The 18,083-nt window shown below is 56.5% G+C and carries 18 protein-coding genes; 8 read left to right on the forward strand and 10 right to left on the reverse strand.

What is annotated here, in order from left to right:
* Positions 1–3 precede the first annotated feature (3 nt).
* The 8 genes from phnK to AAIE02_RS15890 form a co-directional block, all read right to left on the reverse strand.
* Positions 4–762 (reverse strand): phosphonate C-P lyase system protein PhnK, encoded by a 759-nt coding sequence (gene phnK, locus AAIE02_RS15855; protein ID WP_008455724.1) that lies wholly within the window; start codon positions 760–762, stop codon positions 4–6.
* Complete coding sequence (locus tag AAIE02_RS15860; protein ID WP_008455722.1) at positions 759–1,604, reverse strand: alpha-D-ribose 1-methylphosphonate 5-phosphate C-P-lyase PhnJ; 846 nt, start codon at positions 1,602–1,604, stop codon at positions 759–761. Before AAIE02_RS15860 ends, phnK begins: the two co-directional genes overlap by 4 nt.
* Complete coding sequence (locus tag AAIE02_RS15865) at positions 1,597–2,661, reverse strand: carbon-phosphorus lyase complex subunit (protein WP_498532877.1); 1,065 nt, start codon at positions 2,659–2,661, stop codon at positions 1,597–1,599. Before AAIE02_RS15865 ends, AAIE02_RS15860 begins: the two co-directional genes overlap by 8 nt.
* Positions 2,661–3,245, reverse strand: a complete 585-nt coding sequence (gene phnH / locus AAIE02_RS15870; protein WP_008455719.1) for a phosphonate C-P lyase system protein PhnH — start codon at positions 3,243–3,245, stop codon at positions 2,661–2,663. Before phnH ends, AAIE02_RS15865 begins: the two co-directional genes overlap by 1 nt.
* The gene (gene phnG, locus AAIE02_RS15875) at positions 3,242–3,703 is read right to left on the reverse strand and encodes a phosphonate C-P lyase system protein PhnG (RefSeq protein WP_498532878.1); all 462 of its coding nucleotides are present in this window, start codon (positions 3,701–3,703) and stop codon (positions 3,242–3,244) included. The genes phnH and phnG overlap by 4 nt, the downstream gene beginning before the upstream one ends.
* Positions 3,704–4,429, reverse strand: coding sequence for a phosphonate metabolism transcriptional regulator PhnF (gene phnF / locus AAIE02_RS15880; protein WP_498532879.1), 726 nt, complete (start codon positions 4,427–4,429; stop codon positions 3,704–3,706).
* 608 nt (positions 4,430–5,037) lie between these two features.
* The gene (gene yjdN / locus AAIE02_RS15885) at positions 5,038–5,466 is read right to left on the reverse strand and encodes a VOC family metalloprotein YjdN (protein ID WP_008455712.1); all 429 of its coding nucleotides are present in this window, start codon (positions 5,464–5,466) and stop codon (positions 5,038–5,040) included.
* Between the two features lie 97 nt (positions 5,467–5,563).
* The gene (locus AAIE02_RS15890) at positions 5,564–5,899 is read right to left on the reverse strand and encodes a zinc ribbon domain-containing protein YjdM (RefSeq protein WP_008455710.1); all 336 of its coding nucleotides are present in this window, start codon (positions 5,897–5,899) and stop codon (positions 5,564–5,566) included.
* A 409-nt stretch (positions 5,900–6,308) separates the two neighbouring features.
* Here AAIE02_RS15890 and AAIE02_RS15895 point away from each other — a divergent pair, with 409 nt between their 5' ends.
* From AAIE02_RS15895 to AAIE02_RS15905, 3 genes are all read left to right on the forward strand, one after another.
* The gene (locus tag AAIE02_RS15895; RefSeq protein WP_008455708.1) at positions 6,309–6,977 is read left to right on the forward strand and encodes a WYL domain-containing protein; all 669 of its coding nucleotides are present in this window, start codon (positions 6,309–6,311) and stop codon (positions 6,975–6,977) included.
* Between the two features lie 104 nt (positions 6,978–7,081).
* Positions 7,082–9,445, forward strand: a complete 2,364-nt coding sequence (gene crfC, locus AAIE02_RS15900) for a clamp-binding protein CrfC (protein ID WP_498532880.1) — start codon at positions 7,082–7,084, stop codon at positions 9,443–9,445.
* Entirely contained in the window at positions 9,445–10,320 is an 876-nt protein-coding gene (locus AAIE02_RS15905; protein ID WP_286180214.1) for a diguanylate cyclase regulator RdcB family protein, read from the forward strand. The genes crfC and AAIE02_RS15905 overlap by 1 nt, the downstream gene beginning before the upstream one ends.
* Positions 10,321–10,334: 14 nt before the next feature.
* Here the strand turns inward: AAIE02_RS15905 and AAIE02_RS15910 are convergent, their stop codons facing one another.
* Positions 10,335–10,694: a winged helix-turn-helix transcriptional regulator gene (locus AAIE02_RS15910; RefSeq protein ID WP_336983345.1), complete on the reverse strand. Its 360-nt coding sequence runs from the start codon at positions 10,692–10,694 to the stop codon at positions 10,335–10,337.
* A 122-nt stretch (positions 10,695–10,816) separates the two neighbouring features.
* On the opposite strand from AAIE02_RS15910, the gene AAIE02_RS15915 reads away from it, so the two are divergent.
* The 4 genes from AAIE02_RS15915 (at position 10,817) to AAIE02_RS15930 (ending at position 15,022) form a co-directional block, all read left to right on the forward strand.
* On the forward strand, positions 10,817–11,560 hold the full coding sequence (locus tag AAIE02_RS15915) for an SDR family oxidoreductase (RefSeq protein WP_498532881.1): 744 nt from the start codon (positions 10,817–10,819) through the stop codon (positions 11,558–11,560).
* Between the two features lie 420 nt (positions 11,561–11,980).
* Positions 11,981–12,295 (forward strand): PTS sugar transporter subunit IIB, encoded by a 315-nt coding sequence (locus tag AAIE02_RS15920; protein ID WP_498532882.1) that lies wholly within the window; start codon positions 11,981–11,983, stop codon positions 12,293–12,295.
* Between the two features lie 8 nt (positions 12,296–12,303).
* Positions 12,304–13,710 carry a glycoside hydrolase family 1 protein gene (locus tag AAIE02_RS15925; RefSeq protein WP_336709032.1) on the forward strand — a complete coding sequence of 469 codons (1,407 nt, stop codon included), beginning with the start codon at positions 12,304–12,306 and terminating at the stop codon, positions 13,708–13,710.
* On the forward strand, positions 13,694–15,022 hold the full coding sequence (locus tag AAIE02_RS15930) for a PTS sugar transporter subunit IIC (protein ID WP_039289450.1): 1,329 nt from the start codon (positions 13,694–13,696) through the stop codon (positions 15,020–15,022). Before AAIE02_RS15925 ends, AAIE02_RS15930 begins: the two co-directional genes overlap by 17 nt.
* A gap of 119 nt (positions 15,023–15,141) precedes the next feature.
* On the opposite strand, the gene AAIE02_RS15935 is transcribed toward AAIE02_RS15930, so the two are convergent.
* Complete coding sequence (locus AAIE02_RS15935; RefSeq protein WP_336983348.1) at positions 15,142–16,362, reverse strand: amino acid deaminase; 1,221 nt, start codon at positions 16,360–16,362, stop codon at positions 15,142–15,144.
* 202 nt (positions 16,363–16,564) lie between these two features.
* On the opposite strand from AAIE02_RS15935, the gene AAIE02_RS15940 reads away from it, so the two are divergent.
* The gene (locus AAIE02_RS15940) at positions 16,565–18,001 is read left to right on the forward strand and encodes an N-acyl-D-amino-acid deacylase family protein (RefSeq protein ID WP_498532987.1); all 1,437 of its coding nucleotides are present in this window, start codon (positions 16,565–16,567) and stop codon (positions 17,999–18,001) included.
* The last annotated feature ends 82 nt before the right edge of the window (positions 18,002–18,083 follow it).

Here is an 18,083-nt window from a genome sequence, read left to right on the forward strand (position 1 = left end):
TACCTAATTCTGAAGGACGGAGGACACCAAAAGCTGGGTATACGGGTGATGCGGGTCGTCCAGCACGCGGTCGGTCAACCCACTTTCCACCACTTTGCCCTGTTTCATCACCAGCAGGCGGTCGGCCAGCAGGCGAGCCACGCCCAGATCGTGGGTGACTATCACCACGGCCAGGTTCAGCTCCACTACCAAACCACGCAGCAGGTCGAGCAGGCGCGCCTGCACGGACACATCCAGCCCGCCGGTCGGTTCATCCATAAAGACCAGCTTCGGATGGGTGACCAGGTTGCGGGCGATCTGCAGGCGCTGCTGCATCCCGCCGGAAAACGTGGTCGGCAGGTCGTCGATACGGGCCGACGGAATCTCAACTTCTTCCAGCCAACGCTGGGCGGTGGCGCGAATGTCACCGTAGTGGCGCGCCCCGGTGGCCATCAGCCGTTCGCCGATGTTGCCCCCGGCGGAAACGTGGCGGCGCAGGCCGTCCATCGGATGCTGGTGAACCACGCCCCATTCAGTGCGCAGCAGGCGGCGGCGTTCGCCTTCCGACATGTCATACAGCGAACGGTCGAGGTAAATCACTTCCCCTTCCTGCGGCGCAAGGCGGGCGGAAATGGCTTTCAGCAGCGTCGTTTTGCCGGAGCCGGACTCGCCCACAATGCCCAGCACTTCTCCGGGCCAGAGATCAAACGACACGTCCATAAAGCCTTTACCGGGCGCATAGAGGTGGGTGAGGTTATTCACCGAAAGTAACGGGCTGGTCATGACTGAGAGGCCTCACTGTTCTGGCGGCAGTAGTCGGTATCGGAGCAGACGAACATGCGGTTGCCCGCGTCGTCGAGCACCACTTCATCAAGGTAGCTGTGGCGTGACCCACAAATCGCGCACGGCTCTTCCCATTCCTGCACCTGGAAGGGATGGTCGTCGAAGTCGAGGCTCTCTACGCGGGTAAACGGCGGCACGGCGTAAATGCGTTTTTCGCGTCCGGCACCGAACAGCTGCAGCGCAGGGGACATGTGCATTTTCGGGTTATCGAATTTCGGGATCGGCGACGGGTCCATCACATAGCGATCGTTCACCTTCACCGGATAGGCGTAGGTGGTAGAGATATGGCCGAAGCGGGCGATATCTTCGTACAGTTTCACCTGCATCACGCCGTACTCTTCCAACGCGTGCATGGTGCGGGTTTCCGTTTCGCGTGGTTCGATAAAGCGCAGCGGTTCAGGGATCGGCACCTGATAAATCAGGATCTGATCTTCTACCAGCGGTGTTTCCGGGATGCGGTGGCGGGTCTGCACCAGCGTCGCGTCTTCGGTGCGTTCGGTGGTGTTCACGCCGGTCACCCGCTTGAAGAAGTTGCGGATTGAGACGGCGTTGGTGGTGTCGTCCGCGCCCTGGTCAATCACTTTCAGCACGTCAGACTCGCCAATCAGGCTGGCAGTCAACTGAATGCCGCCGGTGCCCCAGCCATAAGGCATTGGCATTTCGCGGCCGCCAAACGGCACCTGGTAACCTGGAATCGCCACCGCTTTTAGCATTGCGCGGCGGATCATGCGTTTAGTTTGCTCGTCCAGATAGGCAAAGTTATAGCCGCTCAGGTTAGCCATTGGCTCGCTCCTTTATCAGGCGGTTAAGCAGCTCCAGTTCGGCCTGGAAATCCACGTAATGAGGCAGTTTGAGGTGGGACACAAAGCCTGCCGCTTCCACGTTATCCGCGTGGGATAACACGAACTCTTCGTCCTGCGCGGGGCCGGCGACGTTTTCGTCGTAGTCCGGGGCCTGTAGCGCACGGTCAACCAGCGCCATCGCCATGGTTTTGCGCTCGCTCATGCCAAACGCCAGGCCATAGCCGCGGGTGAAGTGCGGCGGTTCGTCTGCCGGGGCAACAAAGCCGTTCACCATTTCGCATTCGGTCATCAGCAGTTCGCCGATGTTCACCGCAAAACCTAGCTCTTCCGGCACAATTTCGATGTCTACGTAGCCGCTGCGGATCTCGGCGGCAAACGGGTGGTTGCGCCCGTAGCCGCGCTGGGTGGAATAGGCGAGCGCCAGCAGGTAGCCTTCGTCGCCGCGCACCAGTTGTTGCAGACGCGAAGAGCGTGAGCACGGGTAGACCGGCGGGTTGCGGGTGATGTCGTCCGGCTGTGCGCCATCGTCTTCTTCGACTTTGGCCAGACCCTGTTTCGCCAGCATGCTGAACACATGCGGGGCTGGAGCGCTTTGCTCGTCGGCCTGTTCGGCGTCAGGAGTTTCGCCGTTAGCCAGCAGCGTGAAGTCCAGCAGGCGGTGCGTGTAGTCGTAGGTTGGGCCCAGCAGCTGGCCGCCAGGGACGTCTTTATACACGGCGGAGATACGGCGCTCGAGGCGCATTTCGGCGGTGTTCAGCGGCTCACTGACGGCAAGACGAGGCAGCGTGGTGCGGTAAGCACGCAGCAGGAAAATCGCCTCGATCATGTCGCCGCTGGCTTGCTTGATGGCCAGCGCGGCGAGTTCCCGGTCGGCGATGCCGCCTTCCGTCATCACGCGGTCCACGGCCAGGCCAAGCTGCTGCTCAATCTGCGCGACGCTAAGCTCTTTTAGCGTTTCATCGCCGCGTCGGTTGCGCTCCTGCAGGGCGTGGGCGGCGGAGATTGCCTTCTCGCCCCCTTTGACGGCAACGTACATCAGCACACCTCCACGTGGGTGGTCCGTGGGATAGCCAGCAGGCGATCGCCACAGGTCAAAATCAGGTCAATGCCCAGCGGGAAGGGGTGCGGGCGTTCGGTCAGTTCGTGCAGGACGCATTCCGGCAGCTGTGGGGCAATCATGCGCTCTTCGTTGATGCCCGCGCCGGTCAGGCGAAGCATGCGCCCACCGCTCAGGCTGGACACCTGTAGAATCAGCGTCGCGCTGGTATCGGGGGCGATGTCGCAGCCCTGAGCCAGCAGGTTCAACTGTTCGGAAGAGATTGCGTCGCTGGCCACGGCGAACTGCGCGTGGTCAGGCTGTTCGCACAGCGGCGCATTGGTATGAAAACGAATGTTCTGCGCGGCAATATCGTTGCCCAATGTGGCGTCTATCCACACCGGCGTGTCGTTATCGGCCAGCGTCAGGAGCACGCTGGTGGTCGCCACATTCAGCGGCAGCCAGCCCTGCTGCAGCGAAGTCAGCGCGACAATCACGCCCGGCTCGCTCATCGCTTTGAGCAGGCGACGAAAACTCTGCTGGGCATCCTGCACCGGAAGGGTAAAAGCGGTCATTAAAGTCATGCGTTGTCTCCGCGTACCAGCGTGAAGAAGTCCACGCGGCTGCTGTTAACTTCTGCACGGCGAGCGGCAAGGCGTTGTTCACGGTTGGCCGCCAACGGTGCAATTAGGGTCTCTTGTAGCGTTTGAAAATGCGTGGCTTCCTGCATCAGGGCGTCGATCACCGCGCAACATTCGGCGTGCTGTTTGTCGCGGCCAAGCAGGTAGCTGTAGCCGTAGGTGCCGCTCGCCAGCTTGACCACCGAGCGGGTCAGCGTGGCGTCGCCGGTGAAAAAACGTTGGCCGGTGCCGCCCATGCGGGCCTGCACCTGAACCAGGCCGATTTCCGGTGCGCGAATAAGCGTGTAGTCCGCCTGAATGTTCAGGCTGCGCCAGCGCTCAAGAAGCTCCTGCGGCTGGCTGTGGGACAGCACCGCCATCCACTCGCGGCGCTGTTCGGGGTTGAAATGGCTGGTGTCCATTTAGTGCTCCATGGTGAATTCAATCATGTCGGCGCGGGTCAGGCTGACGGAGTATTCCGTCGCTTTGGCCTCGCCTTCACGGTGGTTAAGAGTGCGAACACAGAGCAGCGGCGCCATGTTGGGGATTTCCAGCAGGCGGCTCTCTTTGGCCTGGGAACGACGAGCGCTGATGCGGGTTTGGGCGCGGGTCAGGGCAATACCTAACTCGGCCTGAAGGAAATCGTGCAGCGATCCGTGGCTGAAGGTTTGCAGCGCGGGCCACCAGGCCTGCTCGGCGAAGTAGTGGTCGATGATGCACACCGCGATACCGTTCACCCGGCGCAGGGTGCGCAGGTGAATAATGTTGTCCCCTTCGGCCAGCCCCAGCGCATTCGCCACGTCCTGGGAGGCCGGGCGAATTACCGCCAGCAGGCGTTCGCTGGTGGGATGGCTGCCCTGATCCAGCAGGTTCTGGCTAAAGCGCGCCTGGGCGTTCAGCGGGTAGTCAAACGGGCGCATCAGCACCAGGACGCCGACGCCCTGGCGGCGCTGAACCCAGCCTTTATTAACCAGCTCGTCAATGGCGCGGCGCAGCGTGTGGCGGTTGACTTCGTAGTAGGCGGCCAGCTGAGTTTCGGCAGGCAGATAGTCGCCACAGCGGTAGTTGTTGCGCAGCTCCTGCTCGAGCCGGGCGGCTATCTCCTGATAGCGCGTGGGGTAACTGGTCGGATGTCTGGACAAGTGCATAACAGTCAAAGCCTCTCAAATCAGATAAAGCGAATGCGCACGCACGGCGGCTGGGCTGTGCATAGGTTTTGCTTGATGAGGTGAAGAGTCGTTTGCATCACGGGCCTCCTTCAAAAGTTGCCTCATGGTGCCGGGGGAAAGTGACGGTTTTGTTAATGATTGGTTTCTGTACGATGAAGAGTTGAAGTTTGCGGTTGGCTGGCTGCCCTGTTTTTCGTGGAATCAGGGAGTTGCCTTGTTAAAGCGAAAAAAACCGGTAGATGGCGGGGATAGGTTAAGTCAAAGCGATCGTCAGCAAACAATGTTTACGCACGCTTGCAATTGATCTTCTAATATATTCTATATCCTGATGATGATTCTCTTTAAATATATTGTCTTATTCCTGAAATAATATGCTTAGACTCGGAATGATTAATTTACCGGTTATACCGATTGCGCGCTGGCATGTTGGCTCTTTTTGTCAGGAATAAATTCTTTAAAAAGGAATAATGAAATGGCATCAAAAAAATGAATATATAAGCTGCTTTGATTTTCTTGAATTTTTAACCATTGGTAAAAATAAAGGGCCCGGATTAGCGGACCCCAAAAGAATAAAAGAATATGCCTCTTTATCTTTCGACGTTGACCATCCACGGAATGCCGAACTTATCCGTCAGTGAGCCATAGCCTTTTGCCCAAAAAGTTTCGCTCCAGGGCATGGTGACGGTGCCGCCAGCGGAGAGGGCGTCAAACCAGCGTTTACCCTCTGCCGGATCCTGGCTGGCAAGGCAGAGTGAAAAGCCGCTGTGCTGTGGTTTTTCCCCGCTCATGCTGGCGTCGGTCATCATCAAATCGTTACCGGCTACCCGCAAATTTGCGTGCATAACGCTGTCGTCAGAATAGACGCCCGCGCCGCTACAGCCCTCGGCATTGGTTGCTTCTTTGGGCATTTCACCGAAGGTAATTTTGAACGTCAGTTCGGCGCCCAAAGCCTGTTGGTAAAAGGCGATGGCCTCCGCGCAGCGACCGTTTAATGAGATGTAGGGTCCTAAAGGCATAACCGAATCCTCTGTAAGGAGAGTGCAGAAGAAGTGTAGGTTGTGCGGGGCAGGTAAGCCAGGCGGGGCAGGCGGCAAGACCACCTGCCGGGGGAGATTAGTTCTTTTTCACAAACTCGGACTTCAGCTTCATCGGGCCAAAACCGTCGATTTTACAGTCGATATTGTGGTCGCCCTCTACCAGGCGAATATTCTTCACTTTGGTGCCGATCTTTAACATCGAAGAGCTGCCTTTGACCTTCAGATCTTTCACGACGGTAACGCTGTCGCCGTCGGCCAGCAGGTTGCCGTTGGCATCTTTTACAACCAGCGCGGCGTCTTCTTCGCTCGCCGCGGCCGGGTTCCATTCATGAGCGCACTCCGGGCAAATCAGCATGCCGTTGTCTTCGTAGGTGTATTCGGAATTGCACTTCGGGCAATGAGGGAGTTGCATTATCTGATCCTCAAGGTGAGATAAAGTAATGAAAAATAGCGATTTGGCCGTAAAAATATGCTGAATCGCGAAAAAGTGCTGAGATTATACATCAAATCCCTACATTTGCAGGGATTATTGCCGTAAACCTATGCCCGGCGGGCTTTCTGGCCGCCATAAAGTGCAAAAAACCTTTCATTCAAAGAAATAAGCACCAAATTTAACTTAAAGTTCAGGCTTTAATTGCCGTTAAATAAGGCTAATTTAACTTAGTTTCACTTTGCTTCGAGCAAGTCTGCCAGCAGGGGCTGCTGCGCTATACCTGTTTGAAAAAATAAAAAAAAGCGTATTGCGCTGACACCTCCTGTCACTTGACAGGGGTATGGTTGGGCCTATGGATGTACCGATACAGAGGCAGGAACCGATGAGAATGAAAGGCGCGAAAGTAAAAGTTGCAGATCGACTGGCCGAAATCGTCTTAAGTCTTTATCAGGGGGAAACCCTTTCCGCTGATATTATCCGCCAGCGTTTTGATGTAGATATGCGAACTGCGTATCGTGATTTGAACCGGCTTGGTGCTATTCTGGAGGACGTCGGCGAGGGGAAAAAGCGTCTCTCTTCGCATTTAAAAGGACAGTTTAACGTAAACGACCTGTTACGCATTACTAAACGCGTAGGGCTTGCTGCGTTTTATCCATGGTACGACATAAAGAGCCATAATCAATATATTACGCTGCGCGCTATTCCAGATTTATTGGTTGTAGGGTATGAATATGAAAATAGCCCACAGCGTAAAGCTATTTTTTATCCATTATTTGACGATCGGGATGATCCTGGTGGGGAAAGGGTAAAAACGGAAGTGCTGTTACAGGTTTCGGCGCAGGCGGCTGAACATTTTAAACAGCGCAAGCTATTACCTTTTCAAAAAACCGTCAGAGAGCTTGATAACGGAGAGTTACTTCTGGCGAGTCATATTGCTTCGCCAGAACAATTGTTTCCGCTGGTGCAGTATTGGATACCGCATCTCACCATTATTTCTCCGCAGGTCTGGCAGAGCGACTTAAAAGCCAGGATCGCGGCATGGTGTAATGTTAATTAATAAATTATTTCCCTCACGTAATTATAAAAACCGGTATTGCCATGATTACAACTAAACGATGGCGGTGATAAAGCCGGGTAATTTGAGTTAAGGAAAGATTTTTTATGCACACACAAACTATTTTTGAATTGAGTCAGGAAGCCGAGCGGCTTTTGCAATTAGCGTTGCAAAACCTTAGCGCTTTAAAAGTCGCTCCGCTGGCTTTGCAAAATGAACAAAATAGCGCTTTAACGAACCCTGTGGCGACGGTACATCCATTGAAATTTAGCCCACGCGGAATCGAACTGCAGAAAGATATGCTGCAAAACGAAAGGCGTAAAATAACCCAACATGAAATGGTTCTGGCGATTGTCGGCACCATGAAGGCGGGGAAGTCGACCACCATTAATGCCATCGTGGGCACGGAGGTTCTGCCTAACCGCAACCGGCCCATGACGGCGCTGCCGACGCTGATCCGTCACACGCCGGGTCAGCGCGAGCCGGTGCTGCATTTTCCCTATGTGCAGCCGATAGAGAGCCTGATGGGGGAGTTGCAGGAGAAACTGCTGATCACCAGCCGGGAAGCGCTGGCGCGCAAGCTGGAAGTGGACCGGGATATGGAGGCGCTTATCGCCCGGATCGCCAACGGAAAAGGTTTTGAGCGCCATTATCTCGGCGCACAGCCTATTTTCCATTGCCTGAAGAGCCTGAACGATCTGGTGCGCCTGTGCCGGGTGCTGGATGTGGCTTTCCCCTTCAAAGCCTACGCCGCTATTGAGCATGTGCCGGTGATTGAGGTGGAGTTTGTGCATCTGGCCGGCCTCAAAAACGGCCACGGCCAGCTGACGCTGCTGGACACGCCTGGGCCGAACGAAGCGGGGCAGCCGCACCTGCAAAAAATGCTTAAAGAGCAGCTGGCGCAGGCTTCTGCCGTGCTGGCGGTGATGGACTATACGCAGCTTAAGTCCATCTCCGACGAAGAAGTCCGTGAGGCGGTGCTCGGCGTCAGCAAATCGGTGCCGCTGTATGCGCTGGTGAACAAGTTCGATCAGAAGGACCGCAACGGCGACGATGCCGCTCAGGTGAAGGCGATGATCGCCGGGACGCTGATGAAGGACAGCATTGCGCCGGAAAACGTGTTCCCGGTATCGAGCATGTGGGGCTACCTTGCCAACCGCGCCCGCTATGAGCTGGCCACGCATGGTCGTTTGCCCGACCCCGAAGAGCAGCGCTGGGTGCAGGACTTTGCGGAAGCGGCATTAGGCCGGCGCTGGCGCAGCGCGGATTTGGCGGATATTGAGCATCTGCGCCATGCGGCGGACTTGCTGTGGGAAGACTCGATGTTTGAGTCACCCATTGGGACTATCCTGCATACCGCGCACGCCAACGCTTCTCTCTACACGCTGCGCGCGGCGTGCCACAAGCTGCTGGACTATGCCGAGGGCGCTGAACGCTACCTGAGTTTCCGCTGCCAGGGGTTGCAGGTGGCTAACGACAGCCTGCAGGAGAATATTCAGCAACTGGAGCAGGATATTCAACTGCTGCTGCAGACTCAGCAGTCGGTGAGTGCGGTGATTCAGCGGCAGGTCAGCGATGCCCTCGCCGGCATAGGCGATTTTATGCAGCGCTTTGAAACGCAGATTCATAGCGACCTGAAAACTTATTTCCGGGAAGGGCGGCTGGGCGCTGAGAAGCTGCATCCGTTATACCCGCATACCTTAACGCGAAACGTGGATTTTTCGCCGGGCAGCGACAAGCTGATGGGCGAAGATGAAGCGACGGCCCGCACCCTGCTGCACAAGGTTCGCGCGTCCAGTGAAAGCATTTTATTTGCCGCCCAGCAGACGCTAAGCGGGGAGCTTGGGGCGCTGCTCAGCAACCTTGAGGCGAGCCTGGGCTATACGCTGCAGTCGGCGTTGAAACCGATTGAACAGCGGGTAAGCGACGGCCTGAAAGTAGCCGGGTTCCGCGCCCAAATCAGCCTGCCTGCGTTCCAGGCCAGCCAGCTTAATTTTAATACCCACTCGGCGTTCACCAACGTTATCGAAAACCAGGAAGTGGCGATGTCGGAAATGCAGCCGCAAAACGGGATGCGGGGCGTGCTGGCGCGCTGGCTGAACGGCGTGGACTGGGGCTGGGAAGATTACGCAGCCACCCATAGCCGCTACGTGATTGATCTGGATAAGTTACAGCAAAAGCTGCATGACCATGTGTCGACTTTCCTGGGCCAGATAAACCAGGCCATTACCGCGCAGGTGGATATTTCCGTCACGGCCGGGATGGCGACGTTTTTCGCCGATTTTGCCGGTGCACTGGACGCTATTCACAGCAATTTACGCCAGAGTCTTTCCGCGAAGCAGCAGAACGACAGCGTGCTGTTTTCTCTCCAGAGCAAGCTGGAACAGAGTGTCAGAACGGCACGTTACATTCACGAGGATACCCGCCTGTTGCGCGATGATATCCAGACGCTTTTCTCAGCGGAGCAATGATGAGCAGTGTATTAATGGAAGGGCCAATAAGAACCCTCAGCTGTCTTAGCGAAAAATTTGTCGTCGATTTTGCCATGGGGATTGATGTTGCCCGCCAGCCGTGGAGCAGCCCACAAAGCCAGGCGTTTTATGAGCAGCTTCTGGCGCTGTTCGTCGTCGTGGCCCGGCGACAGGCCGGGATGGCTGGAACACCGCCGCAGGACGAGCTTGACGCGTCGCTGATAAGCCTTGGCCAGCTGTCGGCAGATCTGGCAAAAAGCTACTTAGCCAACAGCCAGATAAGCGAGAGAATTGCTCAGCTGGAGCCGGTATCCGCCCGCACGGCACACCATTCGGCAGCGGCTCGCGAGCGGCTTCAGGCCCTGCGCGAGCACTTTTCTCAGCGGCTTACCCGGCTGGAAGAAGAGTTTCAGCACAGCGATCTTGTTCGTCAGGGCATGGTCCACAGCGAGCAGATTTTTTCCCGCTGGCGCAGCGGGCACTACTTTTCATTTTCTCCGGCGGCGCGCTGCTACGTCGCGCTGGAAGAGTTGCGCTGGGGCACCTTTGGTGATGCTGTTCGTCTGGGGACGCCCGAGCAGGCGGAGGCGTTGATTGAGCATGTGCGCAGCCTCGCCATCAGCCGTCTGGCGGAAGAAGTGAATGCTTCCCCCCGCACCCGCCACTATTTCCATGACTGGCTGGCGACGCCAACGTCTCCGGGGTTGCTGGAGCATAAAGATGCTTTAACCTGGCTCGGCGCCGGCTGCGACATTGAACGCCAGCCGATCTGTTACTCGGTGACCCAGAGCTGGCAGGGCGTGGCGCTGGGGATGCCGCGTATTTGTTCGGCCATGCGCCTCGGCAGCGCGCTGGTCGATGAAGTTTTTGGCTAACTGATTTAGCTTTCTCAGGGAAGAGACAGTTCCATCTCACCGGCATTCTCCCTCATCCATTCGGCGAGTGAATCCAGCGTTGGGCGCAGAGATTTACCGAGCGCGGTGATCTGATATTCCACTCGCGGCGGGACTTCCGCAAAAACTTGCCTCACCACCAGGCCGCGAGCTTCAAATTGACGAAGCTGGCGGGTGAGCTCCTTCTGCGTAATGGGGCTGACCGCCCGCTGCAGGTCGCTAAACCGCACCGGATCGTTGAGCAGGATCAGGCGGTACAGAATCGGAATGGCCCATTTACCTGAAATGAGGTTCACAAAATTCACCATCGGGCAGTCGCTGCCCGCCGGTGGCAGGACTGAAAAATTTTTTGTCATGCTGGCTCCCGGCACACGCTAATGCGCCCCTTGTGGTTCCTTAGTATCCATTTGGTGCCTACTATCTAAAGGATACTATAGCGGAAATAATGCCCTCACCAACCCTTTATAAGGACACGACGATGGGCAGACTTAATGGCAAATACGCGTTAATTACCGGCGGTACCAGCGGAATTGGACTTGAAACGGCGCGGCAGTTTATTGCCGAGGGCGCAACGGTGGCGATCACCGGGCGGAGCGAAGAGGGGCTACAGGCAGCCAAAGAGGTTTTGGGCAATGTGCACCTGATGAAAAGCGATGCGGGCGATATCGCCGGGCAGCGTACGGTGGCGGCAGAGTTGAAGCAGCTCTGGCCGCGGCTGGATGTGCTCTACATTAATGCGGGGGATGTGACGCACCATTCGCTGGAAGACTGGGACGAACAGGCGTATGACCGACTGATGAACATCAATCTCAAAGGCCCGTTCTTCCTGATCCAGGCGCTGTTGCCGCTGCTGGCTAACCCGTCTTCGGTGATTGTGTGCGGTTCGGTCAGCGCTCGTATCGGCCTGCCGCAGACTAACGCCTATGCGGCGAGCAAAGCAGGGATCCTTTCTCTGGCTCGTACGCTTTCCGGTGAGCTGCATCCGCGTGGCATTCGGGTGAACGGCCTGAGCCCTGGCCCGACGGAAACCCCGGCGCTGGGCAAACTGGGCAATGGCGTAGCCGCCGACACGCTGCGGGAAGCTATCCGCGATCTTGTGCCGATTGGGCGTCTCGGCACCGCGCTGGAGCTGGCAAAAGCCGCTGTGTTCCTGGCGTCTGACGAATCAGCCTTCGTGGTCGGCACCGATCTGTTGGTCGACGGTGGCGTGGGGAGTTTGTAGCTCTTTACCCTCTCCCTGGAAGGGAGAGGGGATAAATAAAACAGGCTGAAGCTGCTGTTCCCATTTGATGATGGAGTGAGGGAATAAACCTTGTTATCTGGCACTTGTTTTCCCCCTCTCCCTCTGGGAGAGGGCCGGGGTGAGGGCATGGTGCAATACTAAGATGAACGTCTGCCTGTGACCGCCCCACCATTCTCGTGAATAAAACCGCGCTAAAAGACGAACGCCACCAGAAAAGTAACATTCTTATCCGTCTGTTTATTATTACTTTTAATGTAAGTTCTGGCGTTCATTCGCCAAAAGTACCAGCCGCTAAAAGCAAATCTGTGCCCACCCTCACTTGTGGCTTTTTTCACCGCTACCCAGAATATATTTGGCCGCATACCGCGGACACTGCATTGATTCTCTGAGGGAAAAGTGATGAAAAAAATCTTCTTATGCTGTGCTGCGGGGATGTCCACCAGCATGTTAGTGGAAAGAATGAAGCAGTCCGCGCAAAGCCGCGATGTGGCGGTGGAAATCACCGCCGTGCCGGTGTCCGATTTTGACCAAATTATCGAGGAGGCTGATGTCATCCTCCTCGGGCCGCAGGTGAAATTCCAACTGCAAAACCTGAGCGCGGCGGCAGCGCCCCACGGCGTTCCGGTAGCGGCCATCGACATGATGCATTACGGCTCGATGCAGGGTGACAAGGTGCTGGATCACGCACTGTCGCTGCAGAAAACTGCTGACTAGGGGGCCGTATGAAATACCGCTTTCCTGAAAAATTTTGGTGGGGTACGGCGACCAGCGCCACGCAGTCAGAGGGGCGAGTTGAGGGCGATGGTAAGGGGGATAATATCTGGGATTTCGCCTCGCATGAGTTTAACGCCCGTTTTTATGACGGCGTCACCTCCGACGAGACTTCCACGTTTTATCAGCGCTGGCGGGAAGATATTCAGCTGGCGAAAAACATTGGCCTGAATGCTTTCCGTACGTCGATTTCCTGGTCTCGCCTGATCCCCGACGGCGACGGGGAAGTTAATCCTTTTGCCGTGCAGTTTTACAACGATGTGATTGATGAGCTGATTCGCCAGGGCATTGAGCCTTTTATCAATCTCTACCATTTTGATATGCCGCTGGCGCTGCAGGCCAAGGGCGGGTTTGAGAACCGGGAAGTGGTGGACGCTTTCGCTCGCTACGCGGGGATTTGCTACCGCCTGTTCGGAGACCGGGTGCGCTACTGGTTTACCTTCAACGAGCCGCTTATTCCCGCCGAAGCGGGCTATCTGCATCCTCGCCATTATCCTTACGTGACGGATTTCCGCCGTGCGGCTCAGGTGCTGCACCACATTGTTATCGCCCACTGCAAAGCGGTCGCCGCCTGGCGCGAGCTGGATCTTGAAGGGCAGATTGGCATCATCATGGATGTCATTCCCGTGTACCCACGCAGCGACAGCCCGGAAGATCTGCGGGCGGCGGAGATGGCTGACCTGTTCTATACGCGCAGCATTAACGAGCCGATGCTGCTTGGGCGCTACCCTGCCGAGCTGGTGGCGTTGCTGAAAGAATACGATGTGCTGCCGAAGACGGCGCCAGGGGATTGCGAGCTGATTGCCGCGACCCGCATCGATTTGCTGGGCATCAACTATTATCGCCCGCGCCGGGTTAAAGCGCGTGAGACGCTGCTTGAAGAACCCCACGGTTTTGTGCCGGAGCGCTTTTTTGAAGAGTACGTGATGCCGGGGCGGCGGATGAATACCTCGCGCGGGATCGAGATTTACCCGCCTGCGCTGTACGACATCGCTATGCTGGTGAAAGAGCGTTACGGCAACCTGCCGTGGTTTGTCTCCGAGAACGGCATCGGCATCATGGACGAAGAACAGTTCATGGTGGACGGCGAAGTGCAGGACGATTACCGCATTGAGTTTCTTCAGGAACATTTGACGTGGCTGCACAAAGCGATGGCGGAGGGCAGCCAGTGCCTGGGCTACCAGATGTGGACCTTCATCGATTGCTGGTCGTGGCAGAACGCCTATAAAAACCGCTACGGCTTCTACCGGCTGGATTTAGCCACCCAACAGCGTTCGCTGAAAAAGTCCGGGCGCTGGTTCCGGGCCGTGATTGAGCACAACGGGTTTGAGGGGGCAGATCATGTCGGGCTTCGATAAGTTAGCTGAAAAGCTGATGCCGGTGGCGAACGCTATTGGCAACCAGCGGCATATGCAGGCGATTCGCAACGGGCTTATTTCGATTCTGCCGTTGACCATCGTCGGCTCTTTCTTCGTGATTTTGCTGAACATCCCGATTAAGGGCTACATGGATTTTATTGCGCCGTGGCGCGATATGCTGGACGTGCCGTTCCGCTTTACCGTCGGGCTGATGTCGCTGTATGCCGCGTTTACCATCGGTTCGTTCCTCGGCAAAAGCTACAAGCTGAATGACATTACCAGCGGCCTGCTGGCGATGCTGGCGACGCTGCTGATGATTGTGCCGGTGAACATTAAGCAGGGCGTAACCGTGGCGGGCGAGGCGGTGGCGGGGCGCTACATCCCTATCACTTCGCTGAGTTCTCAGGGGCTGTTTGGCGCGATTATCTCTTCGCTGATTGCCATTGAGATCTACCGGTTTATCAAAGTTCGCAATATTGAAATTAAAATGCCCGCGGGCGTGCCGCCGGTGGTCGCCAGCTCGTTTTCGGCGCTGTTCCCGACGCTTGCCGTGGTGCTGGTGTTCTGGATCCCTCGTCATTTTCTGAACATCGATATCAACGCCATCATCAGCTACATCATTATGCCGCTGAAGGGCTTTATGACCGGCACCAACCTGTTTGGCGGGATTGTGACCCAGTTCTTTATCGACGTGTTCTGGGTGCTGGGGATCCACGGCCATGCGGTGATGGGGCCGCTGATCCGCCCGCTGTGGGATCAGGCCATTGTGCAGAATATGGAGCTGTTCCAGTCCGGCGTGAGCGCCTATGAGCTGCCGAACATTTTCACCGAGCAGTTCTTCCAGTGGTATGCGCAGATGGGTGGCACCGGCTCAACGCTTGCGCTGGTGGTGCTGTTTATCCGCTCGCGGGTTATCTACCTGAAGCAGTTGGGTAAACTGTCGTTTATCCCGGGGCTGTTTAACATCAATGAGCCGATGATTTTCGGCGCGCCGATCGTAATGAATCCGATCCTCGCGATCCCGTTTATTCTGGCGCCAATGGTGAATACCGTAGTGGTGTATCTGTTCACCATTAGCGGGCTGATCCCACGGATGATGGTGAAGCCACCGTTTACCGTTCCGGCGCCGCTAGGGGCGCTGATCACCACCAACTGGAACCTGATTGCCTGTGGGCTGGTGTTTATCTGTTTCTTTATTTCGCTCGCAATCTATTACCCGTTCTTTAAGGTGTATGAGAAGAAGATGCTGGAAACCGAGCTTCAGCAGAAGGAAGAAGAGGAGAGGGCTAAGGCGCTGGCCGAGGCTAAGTAAATTTTCTGTGGCCCTTCAGCCCCTCACCCTGACTCTCTCCCCAGAGGGGGAGAGGGGGAATTTAGGTAAGTGATTGGTTTTATACCCTCTCCCTTTCAGGGAGAGGGTGAGGGTAAAATCTAGAACGCCGTCTCTAACTCATCCAGCACGTTATATTCGTCATCCACCAGCAGCAGCGCCTTCCACTTATCAAACGTCAGGCACGGGTGAGAAGTGCTGAACACCAGAATATCCCCAACCTGCACGTCCGCACCCGGCTTGAGTTTTAACATGGCATGCTGATCCATAATCCCGGTGGCTTCGATGGTTTCCGACGGCGAAGCCAGCGCCTTGCCCCGGCGATAGTGGGCTATCGGCTGCGGCAGGCCGGCATCAAACGCGCTGTCGCGCTTGCCAAAATTCACAATCGCCCGATCGCTTTCCGGTACCGACTGCACCATTGCCACCAGCTCCAGCGCGGAAACCAGATCGCCACCGAGATCGCAGGCGATCCGATCTCTCGCCATCAGCTGATCCTGGGCTTCCTGATAAATTCCGCCATCGTGGGTAATGTAACAGCCCGGTCGGATCGCAATGCGGCAGTTGGCCGGTTTTGCTGCGGCGAGCCAGATATTGCACACTACGTCGTACCAGACTGAACCCGCGCCGGTGAGCAGGAACTCGCCGTCAACATAGCGTTCCATCTGGCAGGCTAACGCGGCCGCCTCTTGCAGCAGCGCTTCTATTTTTGGCTGCGGATTGTCGCCGTGCAGCACGCCTTCGTACAGCTCCAGGCCGCGTAAATTCAGGCCGGGTAATTCTGCTACCCGCTTTGCCAGCGCCAGCGCTTGTTCCGGGCTACGACAGCCGCAGCGTCCACCCGGCACACCAAGCTCAATCAGCACGTCGAGGGTTTGCCCCTGTTGGCTAAAAAAGTCTGACAGGGTACGGGCGTTTGCTTCGCTGTCCACGCAGCAAATGTAGTCGACGGCGGTATGTTTATGCTTTAGCTGCGACACCAGCGTGATGTTCGCTTTGCCCACCAGTTGGTTAACCATCAGCACTCGCTCGATGCCCGCGGACATCGCGATGCTCGCCTGCCATGCGCTGCCTACGCCGATGGCCCACGCGCCCGCTTTTTGCTGCTGCTGGAAGATCCACGGCGTCATGGTGGTTTTCCCGTGTGGCGCCAGCGAAACGCCGCGCGCATCGGCGTAGGCCTGCATCCATCGGATGTTGTTCTTCAACGCAGATTTTTTGATCAGCGCGGCGGGCAAACAGACGTCTTCGTTGAGGACATTGGCAGGGGAATGCATGAGGGCGGACTTATGGGGTACGAGGTTAATTTCCTGGTATTTCATAACGTATTTCCTCCGGAATTATTCTTTCTTTCAGATTAAGTATCAATTTTAACTTGATGTTATTTATATTAATTATCCAATGATCTTGAATTTTATGAATAAAAGTATCATTGATTTGCAAGGATTTTGTTTAGTTTTTCACTGTTTTTATGGCTTGTAAATGGTTAACTTGCACGCAGATTATGACTGGCGTGAGGCGCAGATGAAGTTCGATTATCTCTTCAGGAATGTCACCGTGATTGACGGCTCCGGCGGTGCGGAATACCTGGCCGATGTGGCGGTGCAGGGTGACCGAATAGCCGATATTGCGCCGGGGATTTCCGGCGAGGCCGTGCATGAGATCGACGGCAGCGGGCGGGTATTAGCGCCGGGGTTTATTGATGTTCACACCCATGACGACATTAACGTGATCCGTTTTCCTGAGTATCTGCCGAAAATTAGCCAGGGCATTACTACGGTGATCGTCGGTAACTGCGGCATCAGTGCGGCGGGGGCGACCATCAATGCGCTGGTGCCCGACCCGATGAATTTGCTGGGTGAGGCGCACCAGTTTGTTTATCCCACCGTCGAAGCGTACGCCCATGCCGTGGAGCAGGCTCGCCCGGCGATTAACGTGGGTACGCTGATAGGCCATACCGCGCTGCGTAACAACCAGATGGATGATTTGTTCCGCCCGGCGACGGAAGCGGAGATTCTCGCCATGCGCGGCCAGCTAAAACAGGCGCTGCAGCAGGGGGCGCTTGGGCTGAGCACCGGCCTGGCCTATGCCAGCGCGTTCCAGTCCACCACCGAAGAGGTGATGGCGCTGGTGGAGGAATTAGCGGCGGAGAAGGGGATTTACACCACCCATTTGCGCTCCGAGTTTGAGCCGATTCTTGAGGCGCTGGATGAGGCTTTCCGCATTGGCCGCCACGGGAAAGTGCCGGTTGTGGTGTCGCACCACAAATGCGCCGGGGCGAAAAACTGGGGCCGCACGGTTGAAACGCTGAAGTTGTTCGACAAAGTACGCGAGCAGCAGGATGTCTCTTGCGACTGCTATCCGTATTCCGCCAGCTCTTCAACGCTGGACATGAAACAGATCACCGACGAGTTCGAGATCGTGATTACCTGGTCTGAACCGCACCCGGAGGTCGCCGGGCGGTCGCTGAAGCAAATTGCTGATGACTGGTCGATGTCACTTCACGAAGCGGGAAAATTACTGATGCCCGCAGGGGCGATTTACTACAACATGGACGAGCAGGACGTGCGGCGTGTGCTGCGCTACCCGGCGACAATGGTCGGGTCAGACGGGCTACCGAACGATCCGATGCCGCATCCCCGCCTGTGGGGCGCATTCCCCCGCGTGCTGGGGCACTACAGCCGCGATGAGAAGCTTTTCCCGCTGACGCAGGCGGTGCATAAGATGACGGGAATGTCGGCGGCACGGTTCCAGTTGCCCGAACGGGGCCTGGTGAAGCGCGGTTATTATGCTGACCTGGTGTTGTTCGACCCGCTGACCGTGCGCGACGTCGCGAGCTTCAATAACCCGAAGCAGCCTGCGGCGGGTATTGAAGCGGTGATGGTGAACGGCGTGATGAGCTATGGGGTCGAGCAGAAGGTGACTGGCCGAGCTGGGCGATTTCTGCGTCGGCAGAAGTGAATTTAGACCCTCTCCCCAGAGGGGAGAGGGGGAAAACAAGCGTGAATTTGGGATTAGATCTTTTCTTTTTCCTCACTCCGGC

The organism is Cedecea sp. Ae19-4 (assembly GCF_059801165.1).

Excerpts from the sequence above, each read along its gene's own strand:
- phnF (WP_498532879.1), bottom strand. The coding sequence starts at position 4,429 with ATGCACTTGTCCAGACATCCGACCAGTTACCCCACGCGCTATCAGGAG.
- AAIE02_RS15930 (WP_039289450.1), top strand. The coding sequence starts at position 13,694 with ATGTCGGGCTTCGATAAGTTAGCTGAAAAGCTGATGCCGGTGGCGAAC.
- AAIE02_RS15920 (WP_498532882.1), top strand. The coding sequence starts at position 11,981 with ATGAAAAAAATCTTCTTATGCTGTGCTGCGGGGATGTCCACCAGCATG.
- AAIE02_RS15905 (WP_286180214.1), top strand. The coding sequence starts at position 9,445 with ATGAGCAGTGTATTAATGGAAGGGCCAATAAGAACCCTCAGCTGTCTT.
- AAIE02_RS15865 (WP_498532877.1), bottom strand. The coding sequence starts at position 2,661 with ATGTACGTTGCCGTCAAAGGGGGCGAGAAGGCAATCTCCGCCGCCCAC.
- AAIE02_RS15935 (WP_336983348.1), bottom strand. The coding sequence starts at position 16,362 with ATGAAATACCAGGAAATTAACCTCGTACCCCATAAGTCCGCCCTCATG.
- phnG (WP_498532878.1), bottom strand. The coding sequence starts at position 3,703 with ATGGACACCAGCCATTTCAACCCCGAACAGCGCCGCGAGTGGATGGCG.
- crfC (WP_498532880.1), top strand. The coding sequence starts at position 7,082 with ATGCACACACAAACTATTTTTGAATTGAGTCAGGAAGCCGAGCGGCTT.
- AAIE02_RS15910 (WP_336983345.1), bottom strand. The coding sequence starts at position 10,694 with ATGACAAAAAATTTTTCAGTCCTGCCACCGGCGGGCAGCGACTGCCCG.
- yjdN (WP_008455712.1), bottom strand. The coding sequence starts at position 5,466 with ATGCCTTTAGGACCCTACATCTCATTAAACGGTCGCTGCGCGGAGGCC.
- AAIE02_RS15940 (WP_498532987.1), top strand. The coding sequence starts at position 16,565 with ATGAAGTTCGATTATCTCTTCAGGAATGTCACCGTGATTGACGGCTCC.
- AAIE02_RS15860 (WP_008455722.1), bottom strand. The coding sequence starts at position 1,604 with ATGGCTAACCTGAGCGGCTATAACTTTGCCTATCTGGACGAGCAAACT.
- phnK (WP_008455724.1), bottom strand. The coding sequence starts at position 762 with ATGACCAGCCCGTTACTTTCGGTGAATAACCTCACCCACCTCTATGCG.
- AAIE02_RS15890 (WP_008455710.1), bottom strand. The coding sequence starts at position 5,899 with ATGCAACTCCCTCATTGCCCGAAGTGCAATTCCGAATACACCTACGAA.
- phnH (WP_008455719.1), bottom strand. The coding sequence starts at position 3,245 with ATGACTTTAATGACCGCTTTTACCCTTCCGGTGCAGGATGCCCAGCAG.
- AAIE02_RS15895 (WP_008455708.1), top strand. The coding sequence starts at position 6,309 with ATGAAAGGCGCGAAAGTAAAAGTTGCAGATCGACTGGCCGAAATCGTC.
- AAIE02_RS15915 (WP_498532881.1), top strand. The coding sequence starts at position 10,817 with ATGGGCAGACTTAATGGCAAATACGCGTTAATTACCGGCGGTACCAGC.
- AAIE02_RS15925 (WP_336709032.1), top strand. The coding sequence starts at position 12,304 with ATGAAATACCGCTTTCCTGAAAAATTTTGGTGGGGTACGGCGACCAGC.